Source organism: Burkholderia arboris, from assembly GCF_038723655.1.
Classification (GTDB): Bacteria; Pseudomonadota; Gammaproteobacteria; order Burkholderiales; family Burkholderiaceae; genus Burkholderia; species Burkholderia arboris.
Window position 1 is genome coordinate 1,781,070 of sequence record NZ_CP109822.1, and the last position, 26,424, is coordinate 1,807,493.

Annotated in this window: 20 protein-coding genes; 10 read left to right on the forward strand and 10 right to left on the reverse strand. The window is 67.0% G+C overall.

From position 1 onward, the window contains the following. Nucleotides 1-121: 121 nt before the first annotated feature. Together OHZ10_RS25320 and OHZ10_RS25325 are read right to left on the reverse strand one after the other, a co-directional pair. On the reverse strand, nucleotides 122-4,582 hold the full coding sequence (locus OHZ10_RS25320; RefSeq protein WP_342704636.1) for a DEAD/DEAH box helicase: 4,461 nt from the start codon (nucleotides 4,580-4,582) through the stop codon (nucleotides 122-124). A 201-nt stretch (nucleotides 4,583-4,783) separates the two neighbouring features. Beyond that, complete coding sequence (locus tag OHZ10_RS25325) at nucleotides 4,784-5,308, reverse strand: metal-dependent hydrolase (protein ID WP_059236997.1); 525 nt, start codon at nucleotides 5,306-5,308, stop codon at nucleotides 4,784-4,786. 396 nt (nucleotides 5,309-5,704) lie between these two features. On the opposite strand from OHZ10_RS25325, the gene ggt reads away from it, so the two are divergent. Then, nucleotides 5,705-7,426: a gamma-glutamyltransferase gene (ggt, locus tag OHZ10_RS25330; protein ID WP_174991847.1), complete on the forward strand. Its 1,722-nt coding sequence runs from the start codon at nucleotides 5,705-5,707 to the stop codon at nucleotides 7,424-7,426. Between the two features lie 166 nt (nucleotides 7,427-7,592). Then, the gene (locus OHZ10_RS25335) at nucleotides 7,593-8,813 is read left to right on the forward strand and encodes an ISL3 family transposase (protein ID WP_059233026.1); all 1,221 of its coding nucleotides are present in this window, start codon (nucleotides 7,593-7,595) and stop codon (nucleotides 8,811-8,813) included. A gap of 8 nt (nucleotides 8,814-8,821) precedes the next feature. Here OHZ10_RS25335 and OHZ10_RS25340 read toward each other — a convergent pair whose 3' ends face one another. Beyond that, nucleotides 8,822-9,745 (reverse strand): alpha/beta fold hydrolase, encoded by a 924-nt coding sequence (locus tag OHZ10_RS25340; protein ID WP_174991846.1) that lies wholly within the window; start codon nucleotides 9,743-9,745, stop codon nucleotides 8,822-8,824. A gap of 352 nt (nucleotides 9,746-10,097) precedes the next feature. Here OHZ10_RS25340 and OHZ10_RS25345 point away from each other — a divergent pair, with 352 nt between their 5' ends. Beyond that, nucleotides 10,098-10,547, forward strand: a complete 450-nt coding sequence (locus OHZ10_RS25345) for a winged helix-turn-helix transcriptional regulator (protein ID WP_059236994.1) — start codon at nucleotides 10,098-10,100, stop codon at nucleotides 10,545-10,547. 21 nt (nucleotides 10,548-10,568) lie between these two features. Here OHZ10_RS25345 and OHZ10_RS25350 read toward each other — a convergent pair whose 3' ends face one another. The 7 genes from OHZ10_RS25350 to OHZ10_RS25380 all read right to left on the reverse strand — a co-directional run bounded on the left by OHZ10_RS25350 (nucleotide 10,569) and on the right by OHZ10_RS25380 (nucleotide 18,245). Continuing rightward, nucleotides 10,569-11,180, reverse strand: a complete 612-nt coding sequence (locus tag OHZ10_RS25350) for an ANTAR domain-containing response regulator (RefSeq protein ID WP_174991845.1) — start codon at nucleotides 11,178-11,180, stop codon at nucleotides 10,569-10,571. Between the two features lie 6 nt (nucleotides 11,181-11,186). Next, nucleotides 11,187-12,329: a transporter substrate-binding domain-containing protein gene (locus OHZ10_RS25355; protein ID WP_059236992.1), complete on the reverse strand. Its 1,143-nt coding sequence runs from the start codon at nucleotides 12,327-12,329 to the stop codon at nucleotides 11,187-11,189. Nucleotides 12,330-12,360: 31 nt separating this feature from the next. Continuing rightward, on the reverse strand, nucleotides 12,361-13,917 hold the full coding sequence (locus OHZ10_RS25360; RefSeq protein ID WP_342704643.1) for a nitric oxide reductase activation protein: 1,557 nt from the start codon (nucleotides 13,915-13,917) through the stop codon (nucleotides 12,361-12,363). After that, nucleotides 13,914-14,753, reverse strand: a complete 840-nt coding sequence (locus OHZ10_RS25365; RefSeq protein ID WP_342704644.1) for a CbbQ/NirQ/NorQ/GpvN family protein — start codon at nucleotides 14,751-14,753, stop codon at nucleotides 13,914-13,916. The genes OHZ10_RS25360 and OHZ10_RS25365 overlap by 4 nt, the downstream gene beginning before the upstream one ends. Further along, nucleotides 14,753-15,235 carry an AmiS/UreI family transporter gene (locus OHZ10_RS25370; RefSeq protein ID WP_059236989.1) on the reverse strand — a complete coding sequence of 161 codons (483 nt, stop codon included), beginning with the start codon at nucleotides 15,233-15,235 and terminating at the stop codon, nucleotides 14,753-14,755. The genes OHZ10_RS25365 and OHZ10_RS25370 overlap by 1 nt, the downstream gene beginning before the upstream one ends. 68 nt (nucleotides 15,236-15,303) lie before the next feature. Beyond that, the gene (locus OHZ10_RS25375) at nucleotides 15,304-16,341 is read right to left on the reverse strand and encodes an aliphatic amidase (RefSeq protein ID WP_059236988.1); all 1,038 of its coding nucleotides are present in this window, start codon (nucleotides 16,339-16,341) and stop codon (nucleotides 15,304-15,306) included. 488 nt (nucleotides 16,342-16,829) lie between these two features. Continuing rightward, complete coding sequence (locus OHZ10_RS25380; RefSeq protein ID WP_425394782.1) at nucleotides 16,830-18,245, reverse strand: TolC family protein; 1,416 nt, start codon at nucleotides 18,243-18,245, stop codon at nucleotides 16,830-16,832. Nucleotides 18,246-18,522: 277 nt separating this feature from the next. Between OHZ10_RS25380 and OHZ10_RS25385 the strand changes: the two genes are divergently transcribed. From OHZ10_RS25385 to ppk2, 7 genes are all read left to right on the forward strand, one after another. Then, nucleotides 18,523-18,699 carry a hypothetical protein gene (locus tag OHZ10_RS25385; RefSeq protein WP_006479216.1) on the forward strand — a complete coding sequence of 59 codons (177 nt, stop codon included), beginning with the start codon at nucleotides 18,523-18,525 and terminating at the stop codon, nucleotides 18,697-18,699. A 225-nt stretch (nucleotides 18,700-18,924) separates the two neighbouring features. After that, the gene (locus OHZ10_RS25390; protein ID WP_027791386.1) at nucleotides 18,925-19,110 is read left to right on the forward strand and encodes a hypothetical protein; all 186 of its coding nucleotides are present in this window, start codon (nucleotides 18,925-18,927) and stop codon (nucleotides 19,108-19,110) included. A 132-nt stretch (nucleotides 19,111-19,242) separates the two neighbouring features. Continuing rightward, nucleotides 19,243-21,363, forward strand: coding sequence for a peptidase domain-containing ABC transporter (locus OHZ10_RS25395; protein ID WP_342704661.1), 2,121 nt, complete (start codon nucleotides 19,243-19,245; stop codon nucleotides 21,361-21,363). Beyond that, nucleotides 21,360-22,364, forward strand: a complete 1,005-nt coding sequence (locus OHZ10_RS25400; RefSeq protein ID WP_342704663.1) for a hypothetical protein — start codon at nucleotides 21,360-21,362, stop codon at nucleotides 22,362-22,364. Before OHZ10_RS25395 ends, OHZ10_RS25400 begins: the two co-directional genes overlap by 4 nt. 12 nt (nucleotides 22,365-22,376) lie before the next feature. Beyond that, nucleotides 22,377-23,672 carry an HlyD family secretion protein gene (locus OHZ10_RS25405; protein ID WP_059236984.1) on the forward strand — a complete coding sequence of 432 codons (1,296 nt, stop codon included), beginning with the start codon at nucleotides 22,377-22,379 and terminating at the stop codon, nucleotides 23,670-23,672. A gap of 4 nt (nucleotides 23,673-23,676) precedes the next feature. Then, nucleotides 23,677-25,071, forward strand: a complete 1,395-nt coding sequence (locus tag OHZ10_RS25410; protein WP_342704665.1) for an OmpW/AlkL family protein — start codon at nucleotides 23,677-23,679, stop codon at nucleotides 25,069-25,071. An 88-nt stretch (nucleotides 25,072-25,159) separates the two neighbouring features. Further along, nucleotides 25,160-26,110, forward strand: a complete 951-nt coding sequence (gene ppk2 / locus OHZ10_RS25415) for a polyphosphate kinase 2 (protein WP_059236982.1) — start codon at nucleotides 25,160-25,162, stop codon at nucleotides 26,108-26,110. Nucleotides 26,111-26,424 lie beyond the last annotated feature (314 nt).

The following is a 26,424-nucleotide window of genomic DNA, read 5'->3' on the forward strand; positions in this document are numbered from 1 at the left end:
GTCTTGTTTTGTCTGGGCGACGCGCGGGAGCCCGCGCAGTCAATCGTCCGATGCTACCTGAACGATGGCGGCTGCGCGGCCCGGCGATCAGTAGTCTGTGCGGCGTGCGTGTCAGCCGATGTCAGCAGTAACGCGCGAGCCGCAGGCGCGCATCCTCGCGGGCGGCGGGCGGCAGGTCGGGGGCGTAATGGAACGTGCCGGATACCAGCGATGCAACGGGCACGCCGTCGCGGAACAGCACGCGATTGCCGGCGAGCGCCGGCACCTTGTCGCCGGGCAGCAGCGTGCCGGCGAGGTTCAGCGGATCGGCGCCCGTCACGCACACGTATTGTCCGTCGCCCGGTTGCCGCCGCAGTTCGCGCAGGATCGGGATCGCTTCGGGCAGCGCGAACTGCTCGCCCGCGAGCCCGGCAACGAAGCGTCCGCCGCGAATCTCGCCGCGCGCTTCGAGCCGTTGCAGCACGCGCACGAGTTCGCGCCAGCTCGGCAGCCAGTCGGCTTCGCGTTCGAGCAGTCGCCAGAACACGACGCCGTAACGGCGCAGCAGCGTCCACACGATGTGCTCGAGCGCGTCGGGATCGGTCGCCGCCGGGCCGCGCTTCGGCGCGGGCGCATCGTCCCGCGGCGCCTGACGCTGCACGAGCGCCCAGCGGCCCGCGTCGTCCATTCCGCCGATCAGCGCGCCGCCGCGTCGCGTGCGCGGGGCATAGGTTGCGCTGCGCTTGACGGCGGGCTTCAGCAGCGCGCGCAGTCCCGCGTAGCTGTCCGCATTCACGAGGCCGGCCGACACGAGTTCGCCGAGCGCCTGTTCGAGTTCGACGGGCAGCACGTGCAGGTCGTCGAGCAGCGCATCGAAGAACATCGCGCCGTGCGCGGCGAGTGCGTCGCGCACCTGCGTGGCGCGCGCGGACAGCGCCGGTTGCGCATCGGGATCGCGCAGCGCCTGCCACGCGGAGAGGTGGCGGCGCGGCAGCAGCACGATCGGCGTCGTCTTCACGGGTGTGCCGGCCGCGCGCGCCGGCGCGCCGATGCGGGTCCAGACGAGTTTGCCCGAGCGGCACAGCTCGTCGAGGCCGCCGGCCATGTAGTCGGTGAGCCGCGCGGGCAGCAGCGCGTCTTCCCACGCGCTTGCCGCGGCCTCGTAGCCTTCGAGCTGTTCGACCACGGCCGCGAGTGCGTCGCGGCCCGTGCCGCGCGTGTCGGGCGTCAGGTGCTGCCAGTGGAACAGGAAGCGCATGAAGTCGGCGCGCTCGACCGGTTCGATTTCGCGGCGCAGCCGCTTCACCGTATAGCGGTGAATGCGCGCCAGCAGATGGCGTTCGCACCATTCGTCGGTCGTCGCGCCCGGCGTGAAGCGGCCGCGCATCACGTAGCCTTCGCGCTCAAGCGCCGCGAGCGCCGTCGCGACCGACGCGGGCGGCAGGCCAACGGGTGTCGCGATCGCGTCGAGCGTGAGCGGCCCGAAGCCGGTCAGCCGCGCGCGGATCACATCGACGAGTGCCGCATCGGCTTCCCACGGCTGCGCGCATGCGGCCGGCACCTTGAGCGCCGGCATGGGGCGCGCGTCGGGATGCAGCGCACGCAGGCATACGAGCCGTTCGACCGGCGCCCACAGCCCGGTACCGCCCGGCGCGACCAGTTTCGTCGCGCGGCGGCGATCCGCGAGTTCCGCGAGCCGGTCGGGCCAGCCTGCGTGGGCTTGTGCTTCGCTGTCGGCGATGCAGGCGAGCGTGAGCAGCGCATCGTGCATTTCGTCGGCGTCGCGTACGAGCGGCCATGCTTCGTCGCGGACTGCATCGATCGCGTCGGCGTCGAGCGCGCCGAGATCGTCGGCCGATTCGGGATCGCTCCACCGGCGCGACTGAACGGCCTGTGTGCGGCGCTCCTCGAGCGGTGCGTCGTCGAGGAACGCGTAGGGTTTCGCGTTCAGGATCTCGGCCGCGAGCGGCGACGGTGCGGGCAGGTCGCGCGCGACGAGTTCGATCGCGCCGCTTTCGATCCGGCGCAGCAGCGCGAGCCAGCCGTCAGTGTCCATTGCATCGTGCAGGCAATCGTCGAGCGTCTGGTCGACGAGCGGATGATGCGGAATCTCGCGTTCGCCGACGATGTTCTCGAGGCACGCGACCTGATCGGGGAACACGGTCGCGAGCAGATCCTCACTCTTCATCCGCTGCAGTTGCGGCGCAGTGCGCCGGCCGCCGGTGAAGCGCGGCAGCGCGAGCGCGGTCGTCGCGTTCCAGCGCCAGCGCACGCCGAACATCGGCGCGTCGAGCAGCGCCTGGACCAGCACGTGCTCGGCGCTGGCCGAACGCAGGTAGCGCCACACCTCGTCGAGCGCGAAGCTGTGCGCGAGCGACAGCGACAGGATGATCGCGTCGTCGGTCGCGGCGGCCTGCAGCTCGAAGTTGAAGCTGCGGCAGAAGCGCTTGCGCAGCGCGAGCCCCCAGGCGCGGTTGATGCGGCTGCCGAACGGCGAATGGATCACGAGCTGCGTGCCGCCCGATTCGTCGAAGAAACGCTCCATCACGAGCGTGTCCTGCGTCGGCAGTGCGCCGAGCGCGGCGCGGGTGCGGGCGAGGTAGTCGGCGATCTGGCGCGCCGCGTCCGGCGACAGGCGGAGCTCGTCGACGAGCCAGCGCAGCGCCGGCGCGAGGCGGCTTTCGGCGGAGGCGCGTGCCGTGCCGGTTTCGCCATTCGCTTTGGCTTCGGCGTTGCTGCCCGCACGATTGCGTCCACCGGCACCGGCACCGGCACCGGCACCGGCCTGCCGGTCGCCGTCCGCGAACAGCCCGTCGAGCCGTGCACGCAGCCGGCCGACCGCCGCCGACAGTTCGTCGCTGCGCCCCGGCGCCTCGCCGAGCCAGAACGGAATGTTCGGCGACTGGCCTTGCGCGTCCTCGACGCGCACGCGGCCCGTTTCCACGCGAATGATCCGGTACGACTGGTTGCCGAGCTGGAACACGTCGCCGGCCAGGCTCTCGATCGCGAAATCCTCGTTGACGGTGCCAACCTGGATGCCTTGCGGTTCGAGCAGCACCGCATAGTCGGCCATGTCGGGGATCGTGCCGCCCGACGTGGTCGCGGTCATCATTGCGTTACGGCGCCCGCGCACGGTGCCGCCGACCACGTCGCGATGCAGGTACGCACCGCGCACGCCGCGCCGGCTCGTGAAGCCTTCGGCGAGCATCTTCATCACTTCGTCGAAGCGTTCGCGTGTCAGCCGTGCGTACGGCGCCGCGTGCGTGAAGCGCGCATACAGCGCGTCTTCCTGCCATTCCGTGCACGCGACTTCGGCGACGATCTGCTGGGCGAGCACGTCGAGCGGCGCTTCGGGAATCCGCAGCGCATCGAGCTCGCCGCGTTGCACGCAATCGAGCAGCGCCGCGCATTCGACGAGTTCGTCGCGCGACAGCGGGAACAGCCGGCCCTTCGGCACGCCGCCGACATGGTGCCCCGAGCGGCCGACGCGCTGCAGGAACGGCGCGATGCCACGCGGCGAGCCGACCTGGCAGACGAGATCGACGTCGCCGATGTCAATGCCGAGTTCGAGCGAGGCCGTGGCGACGAGCAGCTTCAGTTCGCCGCGCTTCAGGCGTTGCTCGGCATCGAAGCGGTGTTCCTTGGCGAGGCTGCCGTGATGCGCGGCGATCGCGTTCTTGCCGAGCCGGTCGGCGAGATGGCGCGCCATGCGCTCGGCGGTGCGCCGCGTGTTGACGAACACGAGCGTCGTGCGATGCGCGGCCGCGAGCCCGGCGATGCGGTCGTACACCTGTTCCCACACGTCGGTCGCCATCACGGGTTCGAGCGGCACGTTCGGCAGTTCGAGCGCGAGATCGCGCTCGCGCGTGTGGCCCGTGTCGACGATCGTGCAGTCTCGCGGCGCATCGGCCGGCCCGCCGACCAGGAAGCGCGCAACCGCGTCGATCGGCTTTTGCGTGGCCGACAGCCCGATGCGCGGCAATGCGCGGCCGGACAGTGCATCGAGGCGCTCGAGCGACAGCGCGAGATGGCTGCCGCGCTTGGACGACGCGAGCGCATGGATCTCGTCGACGATGACCGAGCGCACGTTCGACAGCATCTGGCGCCCCGACGTGGACGACAGCAGCACGTACAGCGATTCGGGTGTCGTGACGAGGATGTGCGGCGCACGCTTGCGCAGCGCGGCGCGTTCCGCTTGCGTCGTGTCGCCGGTACGTACCGCGGTGCGGATCGTCGGCACCGGCAGGCCGAGGTGCGCGAGCGATTCGGCGATGCCGGCGAGCGGCGCGTCGAGGTTCACGTGGATGTCGTTCGACAGCGCCTTCAGCGGCGACACATAGACGACCAGCGTCGCGTCGGGCAGCGTGCCGTCGTGCGCCAGCGCATCGCGCACCAGATCGTCGAGCGCGCACAGGAAAGCGGTGAGCGTCTTGCCGGAACCGGTTGGCGCGGCGACGAGCGTCGAGCGGCCGGCCTTGATGTGCGGCCACGCGAGCGCCTGCGCGCCGGTCGGCGCGGCGAACGTGCGCTGGAACCACGCGGCGACGGCCGGGTGGAACACGTCGAGCGCACGGGCGGCAGGGCGGATAGCGGTGACGTCCATCGGAGCGTTGAAATGGGGTGCGAGTGCGCGGACGAACCGCGCCTGAATCGAATCGTCAGTGTGCCAGACGTCGCGCGTGCGTGCCGGGCATGCATGTCGACGAAGCCAATTCAGTTGGGGGCGCGCGCCACACTTTCAACGGACGGAAAGTTGCGTGCCATTCGGTGCGCCGATATCGCGCCGAATTGCTTCGAATCGCAACTAAACGCGATTCAGCCAGCCGAGCCAGTGTTCGAGCAGCGGGGCGCGCGACCACAGCGACTGCGCGAGCCACAGCGTGCCGCCCCATGCAGCGGCCACGACGATCAGGTCGCAATTCCCGCTGTTCCACAGGTTGAGCGAGTGGCGCCGCCAGATCCACGGCACGCCGAGCGGGTTCGGCCAGTCGGCGAGCAGGTGCATCAAGCCGCCGCATGCGAAGCCGAACAGCGGTGCGGCCCACAGCGGATGCGGATGATGGATGAGCCCGTGCCACCCGAGCGCAAGCAGCGCGATCCAGCCGATGCCCCAGTGCGTGACGGTGCGATGCGTGATCCACAGGCGGCGCTTGCGGCTCCACCAGGCGACTTCGAGCCAGTCGGGCGCGGTGCCGCCCGCGACGCCCGCCGCGAACGCGGCGAGCATGCCGGTGTGCCACGGGCCGGTTGCCCCGGTTTGAGCGACGAGGACGGCGGCGGCGACGCCGGCCGCGAAGCCGGACGCATGATGCGCATTGTGTGATGCCATAGGGAGCGAGACGAAGAAACGTGAAGCGGCACGTGAACGAAACGGTGATGCCGTGCGAAAGGGGCGCTATCTTCTCAGATCGACCCGCGCTGCGGGAGGGGCGTTTGCAGATTTTTTTGCGCGTGCTGCATGGCACGCCGCGAGGTTCGCAACTTTCGGTTTTGTGCGCTGCGTGATGACGTGCATCGCATGCCGTTTCGGCCGATGCGTTTGCACGTCGCGGCGCTGCAACGTGACCGGGCGCACCCGATCGGCATGCTTTCGTGGCATGCCACGTGTTCGACCCTTTTTGTCCCCCTATACTACGAAGCCGGCATATGGCCGTTGGCGTGCCGGCGGCCATCCGCGGATCAGGCGCTTTTCCTGCCTGAAGGAGATCCACATGGGGGACATGCAATGACTACGCTGAATCGCTTCAAATCATCCGCTGCCGTACTTGCGGCGGTGGCCGGCATCGGGTTCCTGCCGAACGCGCCCGCGTATGCGAAAGGGCCGCAGCCGGCGGTCCTGACGAGCTCGGCAGTGGCGGTGGCCGACAAGTACAGCGCGGATGCCGCGGAGCGGATCTTCAAGGAGGGCGGCAACGCGATCGACGCGGCCGTCGCGATCGCATTCACGCTCGCCGTCACGTATCCGGAAGCCGGCAACATCGGCGGCGGCGGCTTCATGACGATCTACAAGGACGGCAAGCCGTACTTCATCGACTACCGCGAGCGCGCGCCGCTTGCCGCGACGAAGGACATGTACCTCGACAAGGACGGCAACGTCGTCAAGGGCATGAGCCTGTACGGTCCGCGCGCGGTCGGCGTGCCGGGCACGGTGGCCGGCATGTGGGAAGCGCAGAAGCGCTTCGGCAAGCTGAAGTGGAAGCAGGTGCTCGCGCCGGCGATCCACTATGCGCGCGACGGTTTCGTCGTCGACGAGCAGCTCGCGCAGCGCGGCGTCGATGCATCGAAGGAGTTCGGCGGCAAGACCAACTTCGACAAGTATTTCGCCGGGCTGAAGGCCGGCGTGAACTTCAAGCAGCCGGACCTCGCCGACGTGCTGACGCGGATCGCGAACGACGGCGCGGAAGGCTTCTACAAGGGCAAGACGGCCGAGCTGATCGCCGCGTCGATGAAGACCGGCGACGGCAACGGGCTGATCACCACCGAGGATCTTGCGCAGTACCGCGCGGTATGGCGCCAGCCGGTGCAGGCGAAGTGGAACGGCTATGACGTGATCACCGCGCCGCCACCGAGCTCGGGCGGCATCGGCCTTGTGCAGTTGCTGAAGATGAAGGCCGACCTCAAGCAGGATTTCGAGGGCGTGAAGCTCAACTCGCCGCAGTACATCCACCTCGTCGCGGAAATCGAGAAGCGCGTGTTTGCGGATCGCGCGCAGTATCTCGGCGATCCCGACTTCTACAAGGTGCCGATCGCGCAGCTGACCGACAACGCGTACATCGCGAAGCGTGCGGCCGAGGTCAACCCGAAGGAGCCGTCGGACACGAAGAGCGTGCAGCCGGGCCTCGGCACGACGATGCCGGAGAAGGCCGAAACGACGCACTTCTCGGTGGTCGACAAGTGGGGCAACGCGGTGTCGAACACGTACACGATCAACGGCTACTTCGGCTCGGGCGTGATCGCCGACGGCACCGGCATCGTGCTGAACGACGAGATGGACGACTTCTCCGCGAAGCCGGGCGTCGCGAACATGTTCGGCGTGGTCGGCAGCGACGCGAACGCGATCGAACCGAAGAAGCGCCCGCTGTCGTCGATGTCGCCGACGATCATGACGAAGGACGGCAAGGTGTCGCTCGTGATCGGCACGCCAGGCGGCTCGCGCATCTTCACGTCGATCTTCCAGGTGATCAACAACATCTACGACTTCAAGATGCCGTTGAAGGAAGCGGTCGGCGCGATGCGCTTCCATCACCAGCTGCTGCCGCCGAACACGATCTTCTGGGAGCCGTACCACCCGATCGAAGGCGAACTCGCGAAGCAGATCGAGGCGCGCGGCTATACGCTGAAGGGGCAGGATTTCAGCGGCGACATCCAGGTCATCAAGATCGACGGCAAGACGCCGGAAGCGATGGCCGATCCGCGCGGGCGTGGCGTGACGCGGATCATCCGCTGACGTGAAGCAATGCGTGCGCGCTGGCGAAAGCGGTGCGCACGCCGTTCGGCAGCCGGGTGTGTCGATCCGGCTGCCGATTTTTTTAGGTTCATCGCAGGAAACCGTGGAGCCTTGAAGAGCGATTGCGTAACCTGACGCCTGACTTTATGGAGGTCAGGAGGCAGAATTGCTCGATCGCAAGGCACTTCAGGCACTGGGTTGCTGGACAGGCTATCGGCTGGAGCGGGTGGAGTGGCCGCAGGGCGATAGCCGCACGCTGTCGCTGTACTTGAAGCCGGTCAGCAAGGTCATGTACTGCGAGCAATGCGGAGCGCGTTGCCAGCAAATCCACGAGACGACGGTTCGTCGGGTGCGCGATCTGCCGCTGTTCGAGTACCGGGTGGTGTTGCATGTGCCTCGTCGCCGGGTCTGGTGCGAACGCTGCGGCGGGCCGAGGCTGGAGAAGCTGGACTGGCTGGGACGCTACCAGCGGGTGACGGAGCGATTCGCCAAGGCCTGCGAGAAGCTGCTGCAAGCGGCCAGCGTGCAAGCGGTAGCGGCCTTCTACGACCTGGGCTGGCATACGGTCAAATCGATCGACAAGATGCGCTTGCGCGCACGCGTGGCCGAGCCGGACTGGTCAACGATCCGCTATCTGGCGATGGACGAGTTCGCGCTACATAAAGGCCATCGCTACGCCACGGTGGTGGTCGATCCGATCGGCCGGCAAGTGCTCTGGATCGGACAGGGGCGCTCTCGCGAGACGGCCAGGGCCTTCTTCGAACAACTTCCCGCGGGCGTCGCCGAGCGCATCGAAGCGGTCGCGATCGACATGACCACGGCCTACGAGTTGGAGATCAAGGCGCAGTGTCCACAAGCCGAGGTGGTCTACGACCTGTTCCACGTCGTCGCCAAGTACGGGCGCGAGGTCATCGATCGGGTGCGCGTTGATCAGGCCAATCAGTTGCGCCACGACCGGCCGGCCCGGAAGGTTCTGAAGTCCAGTCGCTGGCTGCTGCTGCGCAACCGTCGCAACCTGAAGCAGGAACAGGCCGTGCATCTGAAGGAACTGCTGGCCGCCAATCAGCCGTTGCTGTGCGTCTACGTGCTACGGGACGAACTCAAGCGGCTCTGGTTCTACCAGAAGCCAGCTTGGGCGCAAAAAGCCTGGGAGCAATGGATCGAGCAAGCACGGCAAAGCGGGATTGCCGCGCTGCAACTGTTTGCGCAGCGTCTGCAGAGTTACTGGCACGGAATCCTCGCCCGCTGCCGCCATCCGCTCAATACCAGCGTCGTCGAAGGCATCAACAACACCATCAAGGTCATCAAACGCAGGGCCTACGGGTACCGCGACGAGGAATATTTCTTCCTCAAGATCCGCGCCGCGTTCCCCGGTAATCCTCGATGAACCTTTTTTTAGCCGGTCGTCCGGATGAAACCGGCGATCCGCGCGGCAATGGTGTCGGGCGCATCCTCGAAACAGTAGTGTCCGACGCCCGCCAGCCGCTCGACGGGCGCGGCCGGAAACAGTGCGGTAAAGAGCGGCAGGAAGTGTTCTGCGCCGAGCGTTCGATCGGCGTTTCCCCAGATCGCGAGCGCGGGTTTGTCGCGTATCGCGCGCCGTGCCGCCGCATCGGGTGCCTCGAACCGGTGCGCGCCGGCCGCGAACCCGCGTGCCCATCCAATCGCGCCGAGACAGTCGGCCGGTTGCGCGAACGGCGTACCGTACGCGGCGATCCACGTGTCGTTGACGATCGCGTGATTCTCGAAACCGTTCAGCTTCAGCGTGCTCAGGATGTTGAAGCCGAGCTGCCCGAGCACGGTTTCGAGCGTGTCGTCGGCCGCTGCACGCATGATCCACTGGAACCACGGCGCATCGCGGCCGTTCGCCGTCAGTCGCTCGACCAGGTCGGGCTGGCCGAACGGCGTTGGCCCGTTCGCCGAGACGATACGGCGAATCCGGTCCGGATGCCGTGCGGCGAGCCCCATGCCGACCGGGCCGCCGAAGTCGTGCATCACGAGCGTGATGCGGTCGAGGCCGCGGGCGAGCACGAAATGCTCGAGATTGTCGATGTGGTCCTGCAGCCAGTAGCTGCGGTCCTGCGGCGTCGCGCTTTTGCCGAATCCCATGTGATCGGGCACGACGACGCGATAGCGGGGACGCAGTGCCGTCACCAGATGACGGAACAGATAACCCCACGTGGGTTCGCCATGCAGGCACAGGACGGTTTCGCCGTCGCGCGGGCCTTCGTCCACGTAATGCATCCGGAAGCCGGATGCGTCGTCGAAATGCGGGGCGAAAGGAAAGGTGCCGTCGAACGTAGCATCGGACCGGATCATCGAGCGCTCCTTCGGTAGTCGGACAGATTGGTTTCAAGTTGAAACCAAGTCGAAGCGTAGGATATGTGGTTTCAAGTTGCAACCTATTCGATCGTCGGTCCACTTGCCGAATGGCGAGGGCGATGGCGCGGGAGGGCGCGACGGAGGGCGAAAACGCGGGGGAATATCGCCTGAATATGATCGCTGTACGCATCAATCCGGGATGAAGCCGTCGTGCCGTTCATCGATCGCGAACAGTCGAGTTCCCGGAATTGATCTTTTGCTGAACGGGTTTTATATTGCAACCATTTATGTCAACGGAAACGACTGCCATCCAGCCCGCGCTCCGGGAACGGCATCGCCGCACGCATCGATGAACAGACGAACCACGCACGAAGATTCCCTTTGCGGCGTTGCCCGCCCGCTCGACGCGATCGGCGACTGGTGGTCGCTGCTGATCGTGCGCGACGCGTTCGACGGGCTGCGCCGCTTCGGCGAATTCCAGAAGAACCTCGGCCTCGCGAAGAACATCCTGGCCGCCCGCCTGCGCAACCTGGTCGCGCACGGGATCATGGACATCGTGCCGGCCGTCGACGGCGGCGCGCATCACGAATACGTGCTGACCGAGAAGGGGCGCGGGCTGTTTCCGCTGCTGGTCGCGCTGCGGCAGTGGGGCGAGGATTTCTTCTTCGAACCGGACGAGGCGCACGTGCTGCTCGTCGACCGGAAGGCCGGGCTGCCGGTCAGGAAGCTGGAGCTGCGTGCGCAGGACGGGCGCGTGCTCGGGCCGGAGGACACGGTCGTGCTGCCGCCGCCGGACTGACGCGCGGCGCACGGGCAGGGATCACCGCTTCAGCAGCGCATGCGCCTGCACGATCTGCTCGGCGAGCTGGTTGATCGAGATGCGCCGCTCCATCGCCTGCGAGCGGATCTGCTGGTACGCCTCTTCCTCGCTGATCGCGTTGTGCTGCATCAGCAGCGCCTTCGCTTCCTGCAGCGTGCGCACGGACATCGCGCGCTGTTCGAGCTGCGCGATGCGGCGCCGGTATTCGTCGTGCCGGCGGCTCTGGTGGCACGCGAGCGCCATCGCGCTCAACAGGCCGAACGAGCGCACGGGCGTCGTGACCGCGCTCTGCGCATCGATGCGCAGCATCAGTTCGAGGATCGTCGGGCTTTCGTAGGTCGTGACGGCGATGAGCGGCGGCCGCGCGTCGTCCTCGAGCCACGGGATCGACAGGTGCAGCAGGTCCGGCCGGACCGCGAGAATCACGAGATCGACGCTCTCCGGCAGCGCCGCGGGCGGCGGCCAGCGCTGCTCGGTCGGGCAGCCGATGCGCGACAGCTGCTCGACGAGCAGCAGGCCGTTGTCGTCGTCCGGGTAGTACACCATCACGCGGAGCGAGCGCAGTTCGGCGAGCAGGCGCGGCGTCGAGCGGATCGGGGTGCGGGCGCGCATCGTCGGTTACGCCTTCAGTTCGTCGGGCGTGTGCACGCGGTCGCCGAGCGAATGCGTGACGAGGTACGGATCGGGATGCACGCGGCGCGTCGCTTCGCGCACGATCGTGAAGTTGCCGTCGGCCGTCGCGCAGCCGATGCGCGGGTACAGGCACGTGTGCTGCGTGAGCCGGTCGATCTTCACGCGCCCCTGCGGCGCATCGAACTCCGCATCGGCCAGATGTTCGACGAGCCGGTCGCGCTGGTCGGTGCCGGCCCGCGCGAGTGCGTTGGCGAACAGGTGGACCTGGAAATACGCGGCTTCCCACGGCGCGGACGCGCTCGCATCGTCGCCGAAGCGCGCCTTGAGCTGTGCAATGCAGCGGCGGTTCACGTCGGAATCGATCGTCTGGAAATACGGCGACGACGTGTAGTGGCCGGCCGCGGCCGCGCCCATCTGGCCGAGTTCGATCTCGGATGTCGTCAGGCTCGCGATCGGCATCTTGCGTGCATCGAGGCCGGCCTGCGCGTATGCGCGGTAGAACGCGGCCGTGCTGTCGCCGACGAGCGTGCTGAACACGAAGTCGGGCGCCTTCGCGCGAATGTCCTCGACGACCGCCGCGAAATCCTGCTCGGATGCGACGAGCGGCATGTACACCTCGCCGAGGATCTGGCCTTCAGGGTGTTGCGTGACGAGGTCGATCATGATGCGGTTCGACTCGTACGGGTAGATGTAGTCGGACCCGACCAGGTACACGCGCGCACCGAACTGCGCGGTCATGAACGCGGCGAGCTGCACGCTGTTCTGGTTCGGCGCGGCGCCCGTGTAGATCACGTTCGGCGAGAACTCGAAGCCTTCGTAGAGCGTCGGGTAGAACAGCAGCTTGTCCCACTTCTCGACGATCGGTATCAACGCCTTGCGGCTGCTCGACATGTATCCGCCGAACAGCACGTTCACGCGCTCGGTGGCGATCAGCTCCTCGGCGAGGCGCGCGTAGACGGCCGGGTCCGAGCACGCGTCGCGCACGACGGGCACGATCTCGCAGCCGTTCGCGCCGCCCGCTTCGTTGATTTCGGCGATCGCCTGCAGCGTGCCGCGCAACTGGCTCTGGCCAAGGTGCGACGTGCATCCGCTCTGCGAGAACAATACGCCAACCTTCACACTGTTCATTCGTCCATCCTGATGCTTGCGGGTAGGGCCGTCACGCGGTCAGCCGGCCGGCCGCGTGCGCGACGACGGCGGGCAGGGCGTCGCCGTTCGCCGCGTGCACGCAGCGCGGGCCGATGCCAAGTATTGTAGACAACCCGGGCGGCGCGCCGAACGACAAACCGGCGATCGCGACGCCGCGCTGCCGGCCCTGGCGTGCCGCGTAACGTGCATCCTCGACGAGGTAGCGCGGGTCGAACACGTCGATGTCGGCCGCTTCGCCGTCGCCGATCATCAGCACGGCGGCGCGCGCGCAGGCCGCTTCACGCCGCAGCAGCGCCAGCGCATGACGCAGCGCCGCACCGGTGCGCGTGCTCATCCCGGCGTCGGCCGCGAGCAGCGCCGCGCGGCGGCCGGCGTCGAACGCATCGCCGAAATCCTTGAAGCGGGCGTAGTACACGCGATGCCGGCCGTCCGACGTGTAGCCGTGCACCGCCCAACGCCGCCGCTGCCGGTCGAACAGGTCGCCGAGCACGAATGCGGCGCGTTTTTCGAGCGCGGCGACGTGCGCGGCCGTCGACGCCGACAGGTCGAGCAGGATCAGCACGGGCCCGTGCGCATCGTGCGGCACGCGGCGGCGGAACACGCGCGGATCGGGAGCATGCCCGGCGCGGCGCGCGATGCGTGCGGCAATCGCGGCATCGACGTCGAGCGCGTCGCCGTCGAGCTGGCGGCCGACGCGTCGCATCGGCTCCGACGCGCGCGGGGACGGCAGCCGTTTCGCGGCGCGCCGGTCGGCTTCGATCAGCGTGGCCAGCGAGCGCGGCGGCGCCGACGTGACGGGCGCGCGTTCGACGACGGTCGCCCAGTCGCGGCGCTCGCGTTGCGTGTGGCAATTCCATTCGGGATAGCGCGTCGCGCCGGGTGCCGGGTGCGGTTCGTCGTCGGGTTCGTCGCTGTGGCCGCCTGTCGCGGCCGACGTCTCGACGCCTTCGTTGCCCGCTCGTTCCGACGCGGCAGCCGGTTGCGCCCACAGCCACGCGTTGTCGTCGCGATAGCGCAGCCATGCGCCGTCGTCGAGCTCGAAGCGCACGCGCATCTGGCCGAGATCGTTCGCGAGCCGCGACGCGATCGAGCGGAATGCGCGGTAGTCGTCGAGTGCATCGCGTTTCGCGTTGAACAGCTGCACACCCTTGTCGACCCACGGATTGCCGTCGCGATACGACGGATCGAACAGCGCCTTCGCGAGCCGCGCGCACAGGCAACCGAACGTGAGCCCTTCGCGGTCGATCGGCGTGAACGCCGGTGCCCAGAAGGTCGTCAGCCCCGGCCATGTCCGGGCGAGCAGCGTCTCGACACGCGCATCCTCGATCAGGCCGGCAACCGCGATGCCGATCGGCGTCAGTGTGTCGGCCGGTTCGCCGGGCGGCGAATGCCGCCAGTGCGCGAGCGCGTGCGCGGCCGCCGCGATGCGCGCATCGGGCGGTAACGTGCCCGGCACGCGCAACGCGGCGTGACCGAGCGTCGCGCGCAATGCCGCATCGTCGAGTCGCACGTCGGTCTCCTGCGCGCTCATTCCGTGCAGGAAGCGGGCGAGGTGCAGCGCGCTCATGTCGCGAAGTGCGCGGCGGCCATCGTCTGCAACGCGGCGCGCGTGTCGGCGTCGTCGGTTGCCGCGTCGCTGATCGCGATCCGGCACGCGTCGAGCGGCGCGAGCCCCGCGACGATCAGCCGGGCCGCGTGCACCAGCAGGCGCGTCGACGCGCCTTCGTCGAGGCCGTTGCCGGCCTGCGCCAACGCACGCGTGCGCTGCGCGAGATCGACGAGCCGGCGTGCGGTGTCGCGGTCGGTGCCGCTTTCGCGCACGACGACATCGGCCTCGTGTGCGGCATCCGGATAGCCGAAGTCGATCGCGACGAAGCGCTGCCGCGTCGACGGCTTCAACCGCCGGTGTTCGCCGTGATAGCCGGGGTTGTACGAGATCACCAGATGGAAATCCGGATGCGCGTGCACGACCTCGCCGAGCCGGTCGAGCGGCAGCACGCGCCGCGAGTCGGTCAGCGGGTGGATCACGACCGTCGCGTCGGGGCGCGCTTCGACGATCTCGTCCAGATAGCAGATCGCGCCATGCCGCGCCGCGAGCGTGAGCGGCCCGTCGGCCCAGTAGGTGCCGTCGGCGTCGAGCAGATGGCGGCCCGTCAGGTCGGCCGCCGACGTGTCGTCGTTGCACGCGACCTGGATCAGCGGCAGGCCCATGCGCCACGCCATGTATTCGACGAACCGCGTCTTGCCGCAGCCGGTCGGCCCTTTCAGCAGGATCGGCAGGCGATGCCGGCAGGCCGTCTCGAACCAGTCGGCTTCGGCGCCGGCCGCCTGGTAGAACGGCGCGTCGGCGATGCGGTGTCCGGCGAGCGGATCGGCGGCAAGCGGCGTATCGCGTGCGCTCATTACCACCTCCCCGTCATCATCAGCATGCCGGGCAGCCAGCAGGTGCCGACGCCGATCGCGATCGTGTAGCCGGGCAGGAAGCGTACGGTCCGCTTCAGGCCGAGCGCGACGAAGAACAGGAACCACAGGCTCGACCACAGCAGCCACATCGCACCGAAACGCATGTCGTTCGACGTGCCCGCATAGACGAGCGCGCTGATCGCGACGAACAGGCAGTACCAGCCGAGGCCGGCGCCCTGCAGCCCGCGCCACTGGACGGCCGCGAGGTACAGGTACGTGAACGCGAACAGCAGGCCGCCCGCGCTCGAGAAATATTGCGGCGGCGCGGATGCCTGCACGAGGCCGGCGAGGTTGATCAGCAGCGCAAGCAGCCCGACGAGCAGGTTCAGGCCGGCCGCGTCGCGCGGTTCGATGCGGCCGGTGAGCGCGACGCCGTTGACGACCAGCACCGCGCCGATGAAGAAGAGAGCGACACCGAGCATGATGAGGGCTCCAGAGTGAGGCGGAGCCGTTCGCGCAGGTGGCGCGAACGGCCGGGCGGGGCGCGGGCTCAGCGGTGCGCGGGCGCTTCGGACGGAATGCCTTCGATCGGGCATTCAGGTGTGCCGGGTGTCGCGCGCGTCAGGCGCTCGACGGCCTGGCGCGTGCCGTCCGGGTCGTTCACCCAGTTCGCGTAGAACTCGAACGGGCATTGCGCGACGCCGTTCGGCGATTCGCCGGAGCCGATCTTGCCCGTGTAGCCGCGGTGCAGCAGCTTGTACAGGTGATTCTGCGACTGCATGTTGCGGCGCGCGTCGCGGATCAGGCTCACCGACAGCTCCGCATACTGCACGCCGTTTTCCTCCTCGCCGCATTCGCCGAGCGTGCGGCCGTCGAAGCCGACGATCGCCGAGTGGCCGAAATACGAATACACGCCGTCGAACCCGGCCGCGTTCGCGACCGCGACGTAGCAGTTGTTCATGAACGCCATCGCCTTCGACACGAGCACCTGCTGGTCCTTCGCCGGGTACATGTAGCCCTGGCAGCGCACGACGAGCTCGGCGCCGCGCATCACGCAGTCGCGCCAGATTTCCGGATAGTTGCCGTCGTCGCAGATGATCAGGCTGATCTTGAGCCCCTTCGGCCCGTCGGCGACATACGTGCAGTCGCCCGGATACCAGCCTTCGACGGGCACCCACGGCATGATCTTGCGGTACTTCTGCACGATCTCGCCCTGGTTGTTGATCAGCACGAGCGTGTTGTACGGCGCCTTGTCCGGGTGTTCCTCGTGGCGCTCGCCGGTCAGCGAGAACACGCCCCACACGTTCGCCTTGCGGCACGCAGCCGCGAAGATGTCGGTTTCCTCGCCGGGGATCGTCGATGCCGTGTCGTACATCTCCTTCGCGTCGTACATGATCCCGTGCGTCGAATACTCGGGAAACACGATGAGGTCCATGCCGGGCAGGCCGCGCTTGATGCCGACCACGCGCTCCGCAATTTCGCGGGCGTTCGCGATCACGTCGGCGCGGGTGTGCAGGCGCGGCATCTTGTACTGGACGACGGCGACGCCGACGGCGTCGTTGCTGCTGGAAATATCGCCATGACGCATGGTGTGCTCCTGGTTCAGGTGAAGACGTGCGTTTTCGAAAGACAAAAAAAAGCCCTTGCCTCGACGAGCGAGGCAAGGGCTTCTTTGCCGGTCCGTTCATCCGACAACGCTGTCGGATAACGGGAATGCGGATGGGTGGCCGGATGCGTGGCCAGCGAAGCGCGGGCTATCGGGATCGCGCTGCGCACGATCGTGGGACGTCTTTGTCCGCCGGATCGATGGGAAGCACTCTATGCAAAGTTTTTTTCCGACGCAACACCGCGTATACCCCTGCACGTCGTGAAGGGGCGGCGGCCGGTGTCATGTGCGGTCGGGACCGGACATTGCGCGGCACGAACGTGCAGGGTCGGACGCAAGCTTGCGGGAAGCGACGAGACGGAATCGCGATGCGCGGGTGTCGAGGAAGCGACCGGCCGGCGCATCGGCCTTCCTCGATAACGTTGCGTACACAACGTTATTCGGCATGTGCGATGCGCATCGAATTGCGTTCAGCTCCGGTCGGTCGCCGCGTTGCTTTGGAGGAAGCCGTCCACCGCGATCAGCGATTGTTCGTCGAGCGTGCCGAGCACGCTTTTCAGCTTCAGTTGCAGCTTCAGCGCATCGAGGTAGCTGTCGAACAGCTTCTGCCGGATGCCCGAGATGTCGCGTCGCAGGTTCAGCGTTTCGTACGTCGTGCTGTAGCCGACCTGATGCGCCTTCATCGACGAATCGTACGCGAGCCGTGCGGCCTGCAGCGACTGCTGCAGCGCGCGGATGCGCTTGCCGACCGATTCGAGCGCGGACAACGCCTCGCGATGATCGGTGCCCAGTTGCTCCTCGACCTCGCGCAGCCGGTTGCGGTATTGCTCGGTCACGTGCTCGGCTTCCACTTGCCGGTAGTACACGCTGCCGCCGGAGAAGATCGGGATCGTCACCTGTACGCCGAATGCGCTCTGATGGAAGTCCGAACGATCGGTGAGCCCGCGCAGGTTCGGGTTGAGCCCGCGCGAATACGACGCGAACAGGTCGACGGTCGGCAAATGCTCGGCGCTGACGCGTTTCGCCGCGAGCCGCGCGACCTGGACGTCGCGATACGCCTGCCGGTACGCGGGGTTGTCCTGCGGCGCGTACTCGCCCGACGGAATGCGCGGCGACGACCCGCGCATCGCGAGCCGAGGCCAGCGCGTGAAGTCGATCGTCGAGCCGAGCAGCGTCTCGTAGCGGGCGCGACGCGCGTCGACGTCGGTCTGCGCAAGTGCCTCGTCGGATTGCGCGAGGCTGCGGCGCGCCTCGATCTCGGCCGTATCGCCGATCGTCTTCATGCCGAGCTGCGCCATGCGCCGCGTATCGCTTTCGAGCCGCGTGAGCGCGCTGACCTCGTCGTCGGCCGACTGCAGTTTCTCGCGCGCACTCAGCAGGTCGAAACACGCGTTCGCGACGCGCAGGATCAGGTCCTGCTTCGCGACCTCGAGCTTCTGCTTCGCCGATTCCTCGTACTCCGTCGCACGCCGCATGTCGTACAGGTAGGGCACGTTGAACAGCGCCTGCGTGACCTGCGCGGAACCGTACGCGGCATTGCTCGAGCCGCTGACGTCGATGCCGAACAGGTTCGCGTGCGTGCCGTAGCGCCCCCATTCGAGTTGCGCGGCGGCCTGCGGCAGCATCTGCGCGCGCGCTTCGGGGAATTTCTGGCGAGCCGCATCGTATTCGCTGCGCGCCTGCAGGTAGCGCGGATCGTGCACGGCCGCGTACTGGTAGGCCGTATCGAGGCAGAACGCATGCGTGCTTGCCGACATGCCGGTCATCGTTACAGCGAACGCTGTCATGGTTGCAAGTCGGGGATTCCACCTAGTCGAAAATCTTGATAGGGAATTACCCGTATCCGGTGCCGCCGAACCGCGATTCGCGCGCCTCGTTTCAAACATGGCCGTCTCCGTCTCCTGCCCGTGCCGCAATGCATTGCGGCGGGATTTAAACGTTTTGAAATTGAAATTCAAACAGCGTGAATGTCTGCTGCCTGTCACACATCGGAAAACGCACCTGTAAGAGTGTGTCCTCCATTGAATTCCGATGCGACCGCATGATAGCCTGATTTCGGCTCGTAATCGCAGTGATTATTAGATTAACAAGTCGCTAGGGATTAAAGGCCGTTTGTCTTTCAATGAAGGTTCTTTGCATCATCTTTATTTTTACGAGGAGAGAATGATGAAGGTCATGACGACGGAACAGGTCAGGAATGTGCATGGCGGCGGTGCGATCAGCTCGCTGGGTAGCCTCGCTGTTGACGCCGCGCCGGTGGTAACCGCGCTCGGCCAGTTCCTGCCGAGCCTCGGCAATTACCTGCAGAACCCGAAGACGTTCAATAACACCGGCAAGTAACCGCCGTGCGCGGGGAGGCGCCCCCCGCGCGAAATGCTGCGAAACAGAAGGAAAAGAATCGATCGCCGCAGTGGAAATAAAGCGACTCCGAAATGCATTGTTTCGGGATCGGGCGATTATCGGGAGGCAGGAGTGCCGGATTATCTCCGTAATAAAGCAAACGGCCATTGGGTTTGCGATTGGCTGACAGCTGAAGGCATTCCGAAAATATAAAGGCCACAACAAATGCGAGACATCACGGAAGAACAGGCCCGCCAGATTCGCGGCGGCGCGTCGCTTTACTCCAATTCGGCTGCCTATACGGTCGATCTCGTCAATCAGTCGATCGGGACCACGCTGCAGGGCCTGATGACCCAGTACCAGACCCGCGCCGTCGAACAGTTCCGGATGTCGCTCGGTTCGTCGCGCTGAGCGGCCGGTAACACCGATCTTCCGTCGCAGCCGGCAGCGTGCCGGCTGCGCCCATGCGTATCGCGCACGATCCGCCGCGGGCCCGCACCGTCAGGCCCGGGCGGCGCGTCGTCGCGCCCCGGGTGCCCGACCATGCTCTTCAATACGCGTAAAGTCCGTCCGGTCCTGCAGGACGAAGTGACGGAGTGCGGCCTCGCCTGCCTCGCGATGATCGCGTCGTGGCATGGGCGCGAAACGACGTTGCGCACGCTGCGCAACCGCTATCCGGTCCGGATCGATTCCGGGCTGTCGTTCTTCGACCTGATGGAGATCTCGAACGATCTCGGCTTGCGCGCCCGCGGGCTGCAGTTCGACGCGGGCGAACTCGACGCGCTCAAGACGCCGTGCATCCTGCACTGGGGAATGAACCACTATGTCGTGCTGACGAAGGTCGGCTACGGCAGCGTGCACATCGTCGACCCGGCGCTCGGCGAGACGAAGCTGCCGCTCGCACAGGCGCTCACGCACATCACAGGCTATGCACTCGAGCTGAATCCGGACATCGGTTTCACGCGGGCGGGGCAGGCCGACCGGATCCGGCTGCGCGACTACGTCGAAGGGCTGACGGGCATCCGCAAGAGCCTCGCGATCGGGGTTGCGGGTGGCGTCGCCGCGCAGCTCCTGCTGCTGCTCGGCCCGTCGTACGTGCAGTTGACGATCGACGAGGCGCTGAAGAAGACCGACGTCGACATCCTGTACCTGCTGACGATCCTGTTCGCGATCGTGTTCCTGTTCGACACGCTGTATGCGAACCTCGTCGGCAACATCAAGAGCTACCTGCGCAACATCGTGTCGCAGCAGCTGTCGGCGAACATGGTCGGCCATCTCGCGCGGCTGCCGATCGGTTATTTCCTGTTCCACAACACCGGCGATTCGATTTCGCGCGTGTCGTCGGTGTCGGAGGTCGGGCGCTTTCTCGTCGACGGGCTCGTCGGCGGGCTGCTCAATATCGTCACCTGCACGCTGACGCTCGTGCTGATGCTGTACTACAGCCCCGTGCTGGCCGGCATCAGTCTCGCCGGGATGGTGCTGTTCGCGCTGAGCCGGCTCGCGATCCAGCCGCAACTGCAGGACGCGATGTCGCAGATCCTCACGCGCGGCGCGGAGGCCGATGCGCTGCTGATCGAGAACATCCGTTCCGCGCATTCGATCAAACTGCTGTCGGCCGAGACCGCGCGCAGCAGCCTGTGGGTCAACGCGTTCACGCAGAAGCTGCAGGCGATGCGCCAGCAGGAACGGCTGCAACTGCTGTTCGATGCGATTTCGAAGGGGATCGTGCACGTCGAGCAACTGGTGATCGTGACCTACGGCGCGTGGCTCGTGATGCACGGCCAGAGCACGATCGGCGTGATCTATGCGTTCATCCAGTACAAGAACCTGTTCGCGGACAAGTTCATCGATTCGATCCAGCTCTACGTGCGCCGCAAGGTGCTGCAGGTGCACATGGACCGCGTCGCGGACGTGCTGCAGACCGAGACCGAGGAGCCCGCGCCGGATGCGGTCGTGCGGCCGGTCGACGGGTTCGACGGCACGCTGGCGATCCGCGCGCTGTCGTACACGCCGAAAGGCGGCAACCGTCCGATCCTGCGCGACGTCGCGCTCGACGTGCCGGCCGGCAGCAAGATCGCGATCGTCGGCCGCACCGGCAGCGGCAAGACGACGCTGCTGAACCTGATCTGCGGGCTCGTGCGGCCGGACCCCGGCACGCTGTTCGTCGGCGGCGTCGATCTCGCGGAAGTGAACCTGCGGCAATACCGCAAGCATCTGGCGGCCGTCACGCAGTCCGACCAGCTGTTTCGCGGGACGATCCGCGACAACATCACGAACTTCGCGCCGGCACCGCGGATCGGCGCGATGTTCGACGCGGCGAAGCTCGCGTGCATCCACGACGAGATCGAGCGGCTCGACCATCGCTACGACACGCCGCTCGGCGATACGCAGAAATTCCTGTCGGCCGGCCAGATGCAGCGGCTGCTGATCGCGCGGGCGCTGTATTGCGAGCCGCGCCTGCTGATCCTCGACGAGTTTTCGTCGAATCTCGACCAGGCGACGACGCACGAGATCTGCCGCAACGTGCTGACGCTGCCGTCCACGATCGTGCTCGTCACGCACGATGCGTCGATCCTGTCGATGGTCGACCGCATCTACCAGATGCACGAGGGCGTCCTGACCGATGCGACCGGCGCGTGGCGCATGAACGAGGAGATGCGGTGATGCTCGGGCGACTCTTTCTGCTGAATCCGTTCTCGTATGCGTTCCTGGTGCGTCGCGCGGTGCGTGCGGTCGCGTTGCGCACGTCGCCCGCGCGCGGGCTGCGGCTGATGCGCTGGTGCTCGGGGGCATGCCTGCGCTGCTTTCCGTGCATTCGCGAATCGATCGAGCGCGCGGTCGCCTACATGCTGAGCGCGCACCTGAACGACGATCCGCGGCGCGTGCGGGAAGTGTCGGCTGCGGTTGTGCGCGAGCTGTTCGAGGCCGAGTTCGCCGGCCTCAAGCTGCGCACGCACAGCCTCGCATCGATGAAGTCGATGATCGACGGGATGGCGTGCGAAGGCGACGAGCAGCTGCGGGCGGCGCTTGCACGCGGCGGCCCGCTGATGCTCGCGGGGCTGCACTTCGGCAACCTGATGCTGTTCGTCACGAAGCTGCGCTTCATGATTCCGGACGACCGCAAGCTGATGGTGATCATGCACCGCGATGCGCCCGGTGCGTTCTTCGACGATGCGCTGCGGCTCGTCGCCGAATACGGCGCAGGTGAGGTCGAGTTCATCGACATCGAGGAGCGCGTGCACCTGCGGCGGCTGATCACGAGCCTGCGGCGCGAGGCACCCGTGTTCCTGCTGTTCTCCGACCTGCACGGCAAGTTCGGCAAGACCAACCGCTGCCGGCTCGGCGGGCGCTGGGTGCGGATGGCCGGCGGCGGCGTGAAGCTCGCGGTCGAGCAGGGGATTCCGCTGCTTGTCGCGTATGCGACGGGCGTGCCGTTCCGCGATCGCTGCGCGGTGCATTTCACCGAACTCGCGGCCAGCCCGCTCGCGCCGATGCTCGGCGCGGACGACGACGCGTCGCCGGTGCGCGCGACACACCAGCGGATCGTCGACCGCCTCGAGCAGGCGCTCGTGCGCCAGCCCGAGCAATGGCATTTCTGGGAACACTTCACGCCCTACCTGATGCCGACGCCGCTGCTCGATGCGGCCGCGCGGCGTCGCTCCTGACGAGCCTGCCCCATGCCGACCTGGAACTCCGCCCTCCGAGAACAGAAGCCGTCGCGCAAGCTCGCGCGCGGCACGACCTTCGGCACCGTGATCCACGGCGTCGTCGACGTGCCGGTGTCGATGCGGTTCTTCTGCTACCTGTCGCTCGCGATGTTCGCGATGTTCGTGACCGCGCTCGTCGAACTGAGCTACGCGAATACCGAGAGCGTGTCGGGGATGCTGACGCCGCGTTCCGGGCTGATCGGCGTCAGTGCGCCGCCGGGCTGGGCCGTGCGCGACATCTACGTCGGCAAGGACCAGCACGTGAAGGCCGGCCAGAAGCTGCTCGCGGTGACACGCGACACGAGCTTCGTCAGCCAGGCGAACAACGTGCAGGGGATGCGCATGGCGCTCGACCGGCAGCGCGTCGAGGTGAAGCAGCAGATCGACGCGGCGCAGCTCGAGTACCGGTCGACGGTGCAGCAGATCAACCAGCAGATCGCCGCGCAGGGCGAGAGCCGCGGGTTGATCGACCGGCAGATCCAGGACCAGAAGCGCATCGTCGACGAGTACGGCGAACGGCGCGCGCGCGTGAAGCAGCTGCTCGACGAACAGGTCGTGACGCTCGAGCAGTACAACCAGGTCAACACGCAGTACCTGCAGGCCGGGCAGGCGTACCAGGACCTGCTGCTGCGCCGCGCCGAGCTCGCGAAGAACGCGATGAAGCTGCGCGGCGACCTCGACACGATGCAGAGCAAGTACGACGGCGCGAACGCGGAGCTGAAGATCAAGCAGGAGGAGCTGAACGCAAAGGAATACAACATCGACGAGAACGTGAACCAGGTGCTGTACGCACCGGCCGACGGGCAGATCGTGCGGCTCGACGTCGTGCAGGGTGGCGTGATCGACCCGCCGGGCACGCGCGTCGTCGAGATCCTGCCCGCGAAGGCCGACGGGCTGATCGCCGAGGTCTACATTCCGTCGTCGAAGGCCGGCTTCGTAAAGAAGGGGCAGGAGGTGAAGGTTGCGTACGCAAGCTATCCGGTCGAGAAATTCGGCACCTATCGCGGCAAGGTGCTGTCGATCTCGCCCGTCGCGTTCTCGGCGAAGGAGCTGAACCTGCCCGGCGACGCGGCTGCGCCGCAGACCTACTTCAAGACCTGGGTCGAACTCGCCGACCGCGCGCCGTCGTTCGAAGGGCGGCCGCTGTCGCTGCGCGCCGGGATGATGCTGAAGGCCGACGTCGTGCTGGAGCGGCGCAGCCTGCTCGAATGGCTGTTCGAGCCGTTGTACCGGATCCGCCAGCGCCTGTTCGGCGTGCCGGCCTGAGCCGATGACGACTCGCGATACGACCCGCCGCCGCGCGCGGCCGGGCACCGTGCGCCCGCTGTCGCGCTGGCTCGGCGCGACGCTGTTCGCGTGCGCGGCCGCCGCGCACGGCGCGCCGCAGCCGGACGGCGACACGCAACCGCGCTGGCAGGCGGGCGCCGACGGGATCGGCTTCTGGCCGGGCGGCGATGCGGACGGGTTCGATGCGAGCGCGTGGGCAACCGATGCAGGGCCGGCGCGCGGCGGGCGCGCCGGTGCGTCCGTCGACGTGCCGCCAGCCGACCCCGTTCCGCTGACCGCCCGCAAGATCACGCTCGGGCAGCGAACCGGCGGAGCGGGGCGTGCGTGCGCGACAGCGCGCGACGATGGCGTGGACGGTATCGGCTTCGACGACAACGGTGCGCCCGGCGGCTGCGATCCGGCCGCGCCGCGCGATGCAGCGGCGGATGGCGCACCGGCCGGCGGCGTCGTCCACGCCGACCGGATGCCGTACGAGCTGCATCCGGTCGATCCGTCGCGGCTGCCCGATCTGCCGGCCGCGCAGGCACCGCCGTTGCTCGAGCAGTTGATGGGCGACGACCGCAACATGGTCGGCCTTGGCTGGCACTTCATCGCGACGACTGGCCGGTCGTCGCCCGTGACGACGCATACCGACGCGCTCGGGCTGAACAGCTTCCAGAACGCGGGGTCGAGCCTGTCGCTCAGCAACTCGAACACGCTGGCGTTCACGTTCACTCACTTTTTCTCGGAGAACTGGGCGGCCGAACTCGGTGGCGGCATTCCGCCGGTGCTGACGCTGCGCGGGCACGGCAGCATCGCGCTGCCGCTCGATCGCATTTTTGCCGGCGTCCAGGGGCGCTTTCCGCTGATCGACCTCGCGAACACGCAAAGCAACCCGCTCGCGACCACGCGCGCATGGCTCGGGTCCGTCGTGTTCAAGTACTACCTCGGCGAGCGCGACGATCGTTTTCGCCCATTTGCGGGCATCGGCATCAGCTATACGCGCTTCACGAACACGAACCTGAACCCCGTGTTCCAGCGCAAGCTGGCATCGCTCGGCGGGCTGCTCGCGGCGGGCGGGGACATCGGCAGCCTGCAGTCGCTGCTGCTCGACCCGGCGCTGTTCCAGCGGATCTGGGACGCGGGCGGCGACCTGCTGCTGTCGGGGCGGACCAACGTGTCGGCGAAGGTGAAGAGCGTGTGGGAGCCGGTGTTCACCGTCGGCGCGAGCTACCAGATCACGCGCCAGCTCTGGGTCACCGGAATGGTCACCTACATCCCGCTGCGCACGAAGATCACGCTCGACATCAGCCAGCCGAACCGGACACTCGCATCGAACACGTTCGACATTTCGGCGAACCCGGTGCTGGCCAGCGTGCTGCTGAACTTCCGCTTCTGACGGGGGTGGCCGCCCATTTTCATGAATTTGACGCGCGACACTGGGATAATGGCCGAGTTTGGCTGCGTCAATGATGGAAGGAGGCCCCATGGGCGACAACGATACCCGCACCGAGACCGACGACCGCGCCGACATGGCGTCGATGGAGTCGCGCCAGCGCCGCTTCGAGGAAGATCTCGTCGACGCCTACGACGAAGAACTCGAGATGGAGCTTGACGACCGCCGCTTCGACGAGGGCGACGACCTGCTGTTTTCGCAAGAGCGTCGCGAGGCGCGCAAGGAATATTTCCGCGAACTGTTCCGGCTGCAAGGCGAGCTCGTGAAGCTGCAGGACTGGGTCGTGAGCACGGGTCACCGGCTCGTCGTCATTTTCGAAGGGCGCGATGCGGCCGGCAAGGGCGGCGCGATCAAGCGCATCACGCAGCGCCTGAACCCGCGGGTGTGCCGCGTCGCGGCGCTGCCCGCACCGAGCAACCGCGAGCGCACGCAATGGTATTTCCAGCGCTACGTCGCACATCTGCCGGCCGGCGGCGAGATCGTGCTGTTCGACCGCAGCTGGTACAACCGTGCGGGCGTCGAGCGCGTGATGAATTTCTGTACCGACGACGAGTACGAGGAGTTCTTCCGGTCGGTGCCCGAGTTCGAGAAGATGCTCGTGCGCAGCGGGATCCAGATCGTCAAGTACTGGTTCTCGATCACCGATCATGAGCAGGAGCTGCGCTTCCAGAGCCGGATCGAGGATCCGCTGAAGCAGTGGAAGCTGAGCCCGATGGACCTCGAAAGCCGTCGCCGTTGGGAGGCTTATACGGCCGCGAAGGAAGAGATGCTGCAGCGCACGCATATTCCCGAGGCGCCGTGGTGGGTCGTGCAGGCCGTCGACAAGAAGCGCGCGCGGCTGAACTGCATCCACCACCTGCTGGGCCAGGTGCCGTATCACGAGGTGTCGCACCCGCCGATCGACCTGCCGCCGCGTGAACATCACGAGGATTACATCCGCCGGCCGGTGCCGGACAACATGATCGTGCCGGATACTTACTGACCGGTTCGCCCCGGCCGGGTTTGATGTGAAGAAGCGCGCCGCGTCATGCGGCGCGCTTTTTTTGCGTCTTCGCCGGGCGCGGGCGATTCGCCTTGACGGGTTTTACAGTCTTTCGCGAGGTCGGATTGACAGCTTCGAAAGCGTGCCGTAATGTGCGCGTCGATGAGCGTCGTCGATGTCGAAACGGGCAGTCCGGACGCGCTGAAGAATATGATCGCACCGGGAAATCCATGCGGTCGCGAGAACCTGAGAGCCTGCATAAAAAATGAATGAACCGGAGCGTGTCCGCATGGCCGCGGCGCGGTTGCAGCGTG

Excerpts from the sequence above, each read along its gene's own strand:
- OHZ10_RS25340 (WP_174991846.1), bottom strand. The coding sequence starts at position 9,745 with ATGATCCGGTCCGATGCTACGTTCGACGGCACCTTTCCTTTCGCCCCG.
- OHZ10_RS25325 (WP_059236997.1), bottom strand. The coding sequence starts at position 5,308 with ATGGCATCACACAATGCGCATCATGCGTCCGGCTTCGCGGCCGGCGTC.
- OHZ10_RS25320 (WP_342704636.1), bottom strand. The coding sequence starts at position 4,582 with ATGGACGTCACCGCTATCCGCCCTGCCGCCCGTGCGCTCGACGTGTTC.
- OHZ10_RS25410 (WP_342704665.1), top strand. The coding sequence starts at position 23,677 with ATGACGACTCGCGATACGACCCGCCGCCGCGCGCGGCCGGGCACCGTG.
- ppk2 (WP_059236982.1), top strand. The coding sequence starts at position 25,160 with ATGGGCGACAACGATACCCGCACCGAGACCGACGACCGCGCCGACATG.
- OHZ10_RS25345 (WP_059236994.1), top strand. The coding sequence starts at position 10,098 with ATGAACAGACGAACCACGCACGAAGATTCCCTTTGCGGCGTTGCCCGC.
- OHZ10_RS25365 (WP_342704644.1), bottom strand. The coding sequence starts at position 14,753 with ATGAGCGCACGCGATACGCCGCTTGCCGCCGATCCGCTCGCCGGACAC.
- OHZ10_RS25370 (WP_059236989.1), bottom strand. The coding sequence starts at position 15,235 with ATGCTCGGTGTCGCTCTCTTCTTCATCGGCGCGGTGCTGGTCGTCAAC.
- ggt (WP_174991847.1), top strand. The coding sequence starts at position 5,705 with ATGACTACGCTGAATCGCTTCAAATCATCCGCTGCCGTACTTGCGGCG.
- OHZ10_RS25385 (WP_006479216.1), top strand. The coding sequence starts at position 18,523 with ATGATGAAGGTCATGACGACGGAACAGGTCAGGAATGTGCATGGCGGC.
- OHZ10_RS25355 (WP_059236992.1), bottom strand. The coding sequence starts at position 12,329 with ATGAACAGTGTGAAGGTTGGCGTATTGTTCTCGCAGAGCGGATGCACG.
- OHZ10_RS25375 (WP_059236988.1), bottom strand. The coding sequence starts at position 16,341 with ATGCGTCATGGCGATATTTCCAGCAGCAACGACGCCGTCGGCGTCGCC.
- OHZ10_RS25405 (WP_059236984.1), top strand. The coding sequence starts at position 22,377 with ATGCCGACCTGGAACTCCGCCCTCCGAGAACAGAAGCCGTCGCGCAAG.
- OHZ10_RS25350 (WP_174991845.1), bottom strand. The coding sequence starts at position 11,180 with ATGCGCGCCCGCACCCCGATCCGCTCGACGCCGCGCCTGCTCGCCGAA.
- OHZ10_RS25380 (WP_425394782.1), bottom strand. The coding sequence starts at position 18,245 with ATGTTTGAAACGAGGCGCGCGAATCGCGGTTCGGCGGCACCGGATACG.
- OHZ10_RS25390 (WP_027791386.1), top strand. The coding sequence starts at position 18,925 with ATGCGAGACATCACGGAAGAACAGGCCCGCCAGATTCGCGGCGGCGCG.
- OHZ10_RS25360 (WP_342704643.1), bottom strand. The coding sequence starts at position 13,917 with ATGAGCGCGCTGCACCTCGCCCGCTTCCTGCACGGAATGAGCGCGCAG.
- OHZ10_RS25395 (WP_342704661.1), top strand. The coding sequence starts at position 19,243 with ATGCTCTTCAATACGCGTAAAGTCCGTCCGGTCCTGCAGGACGAAGTG.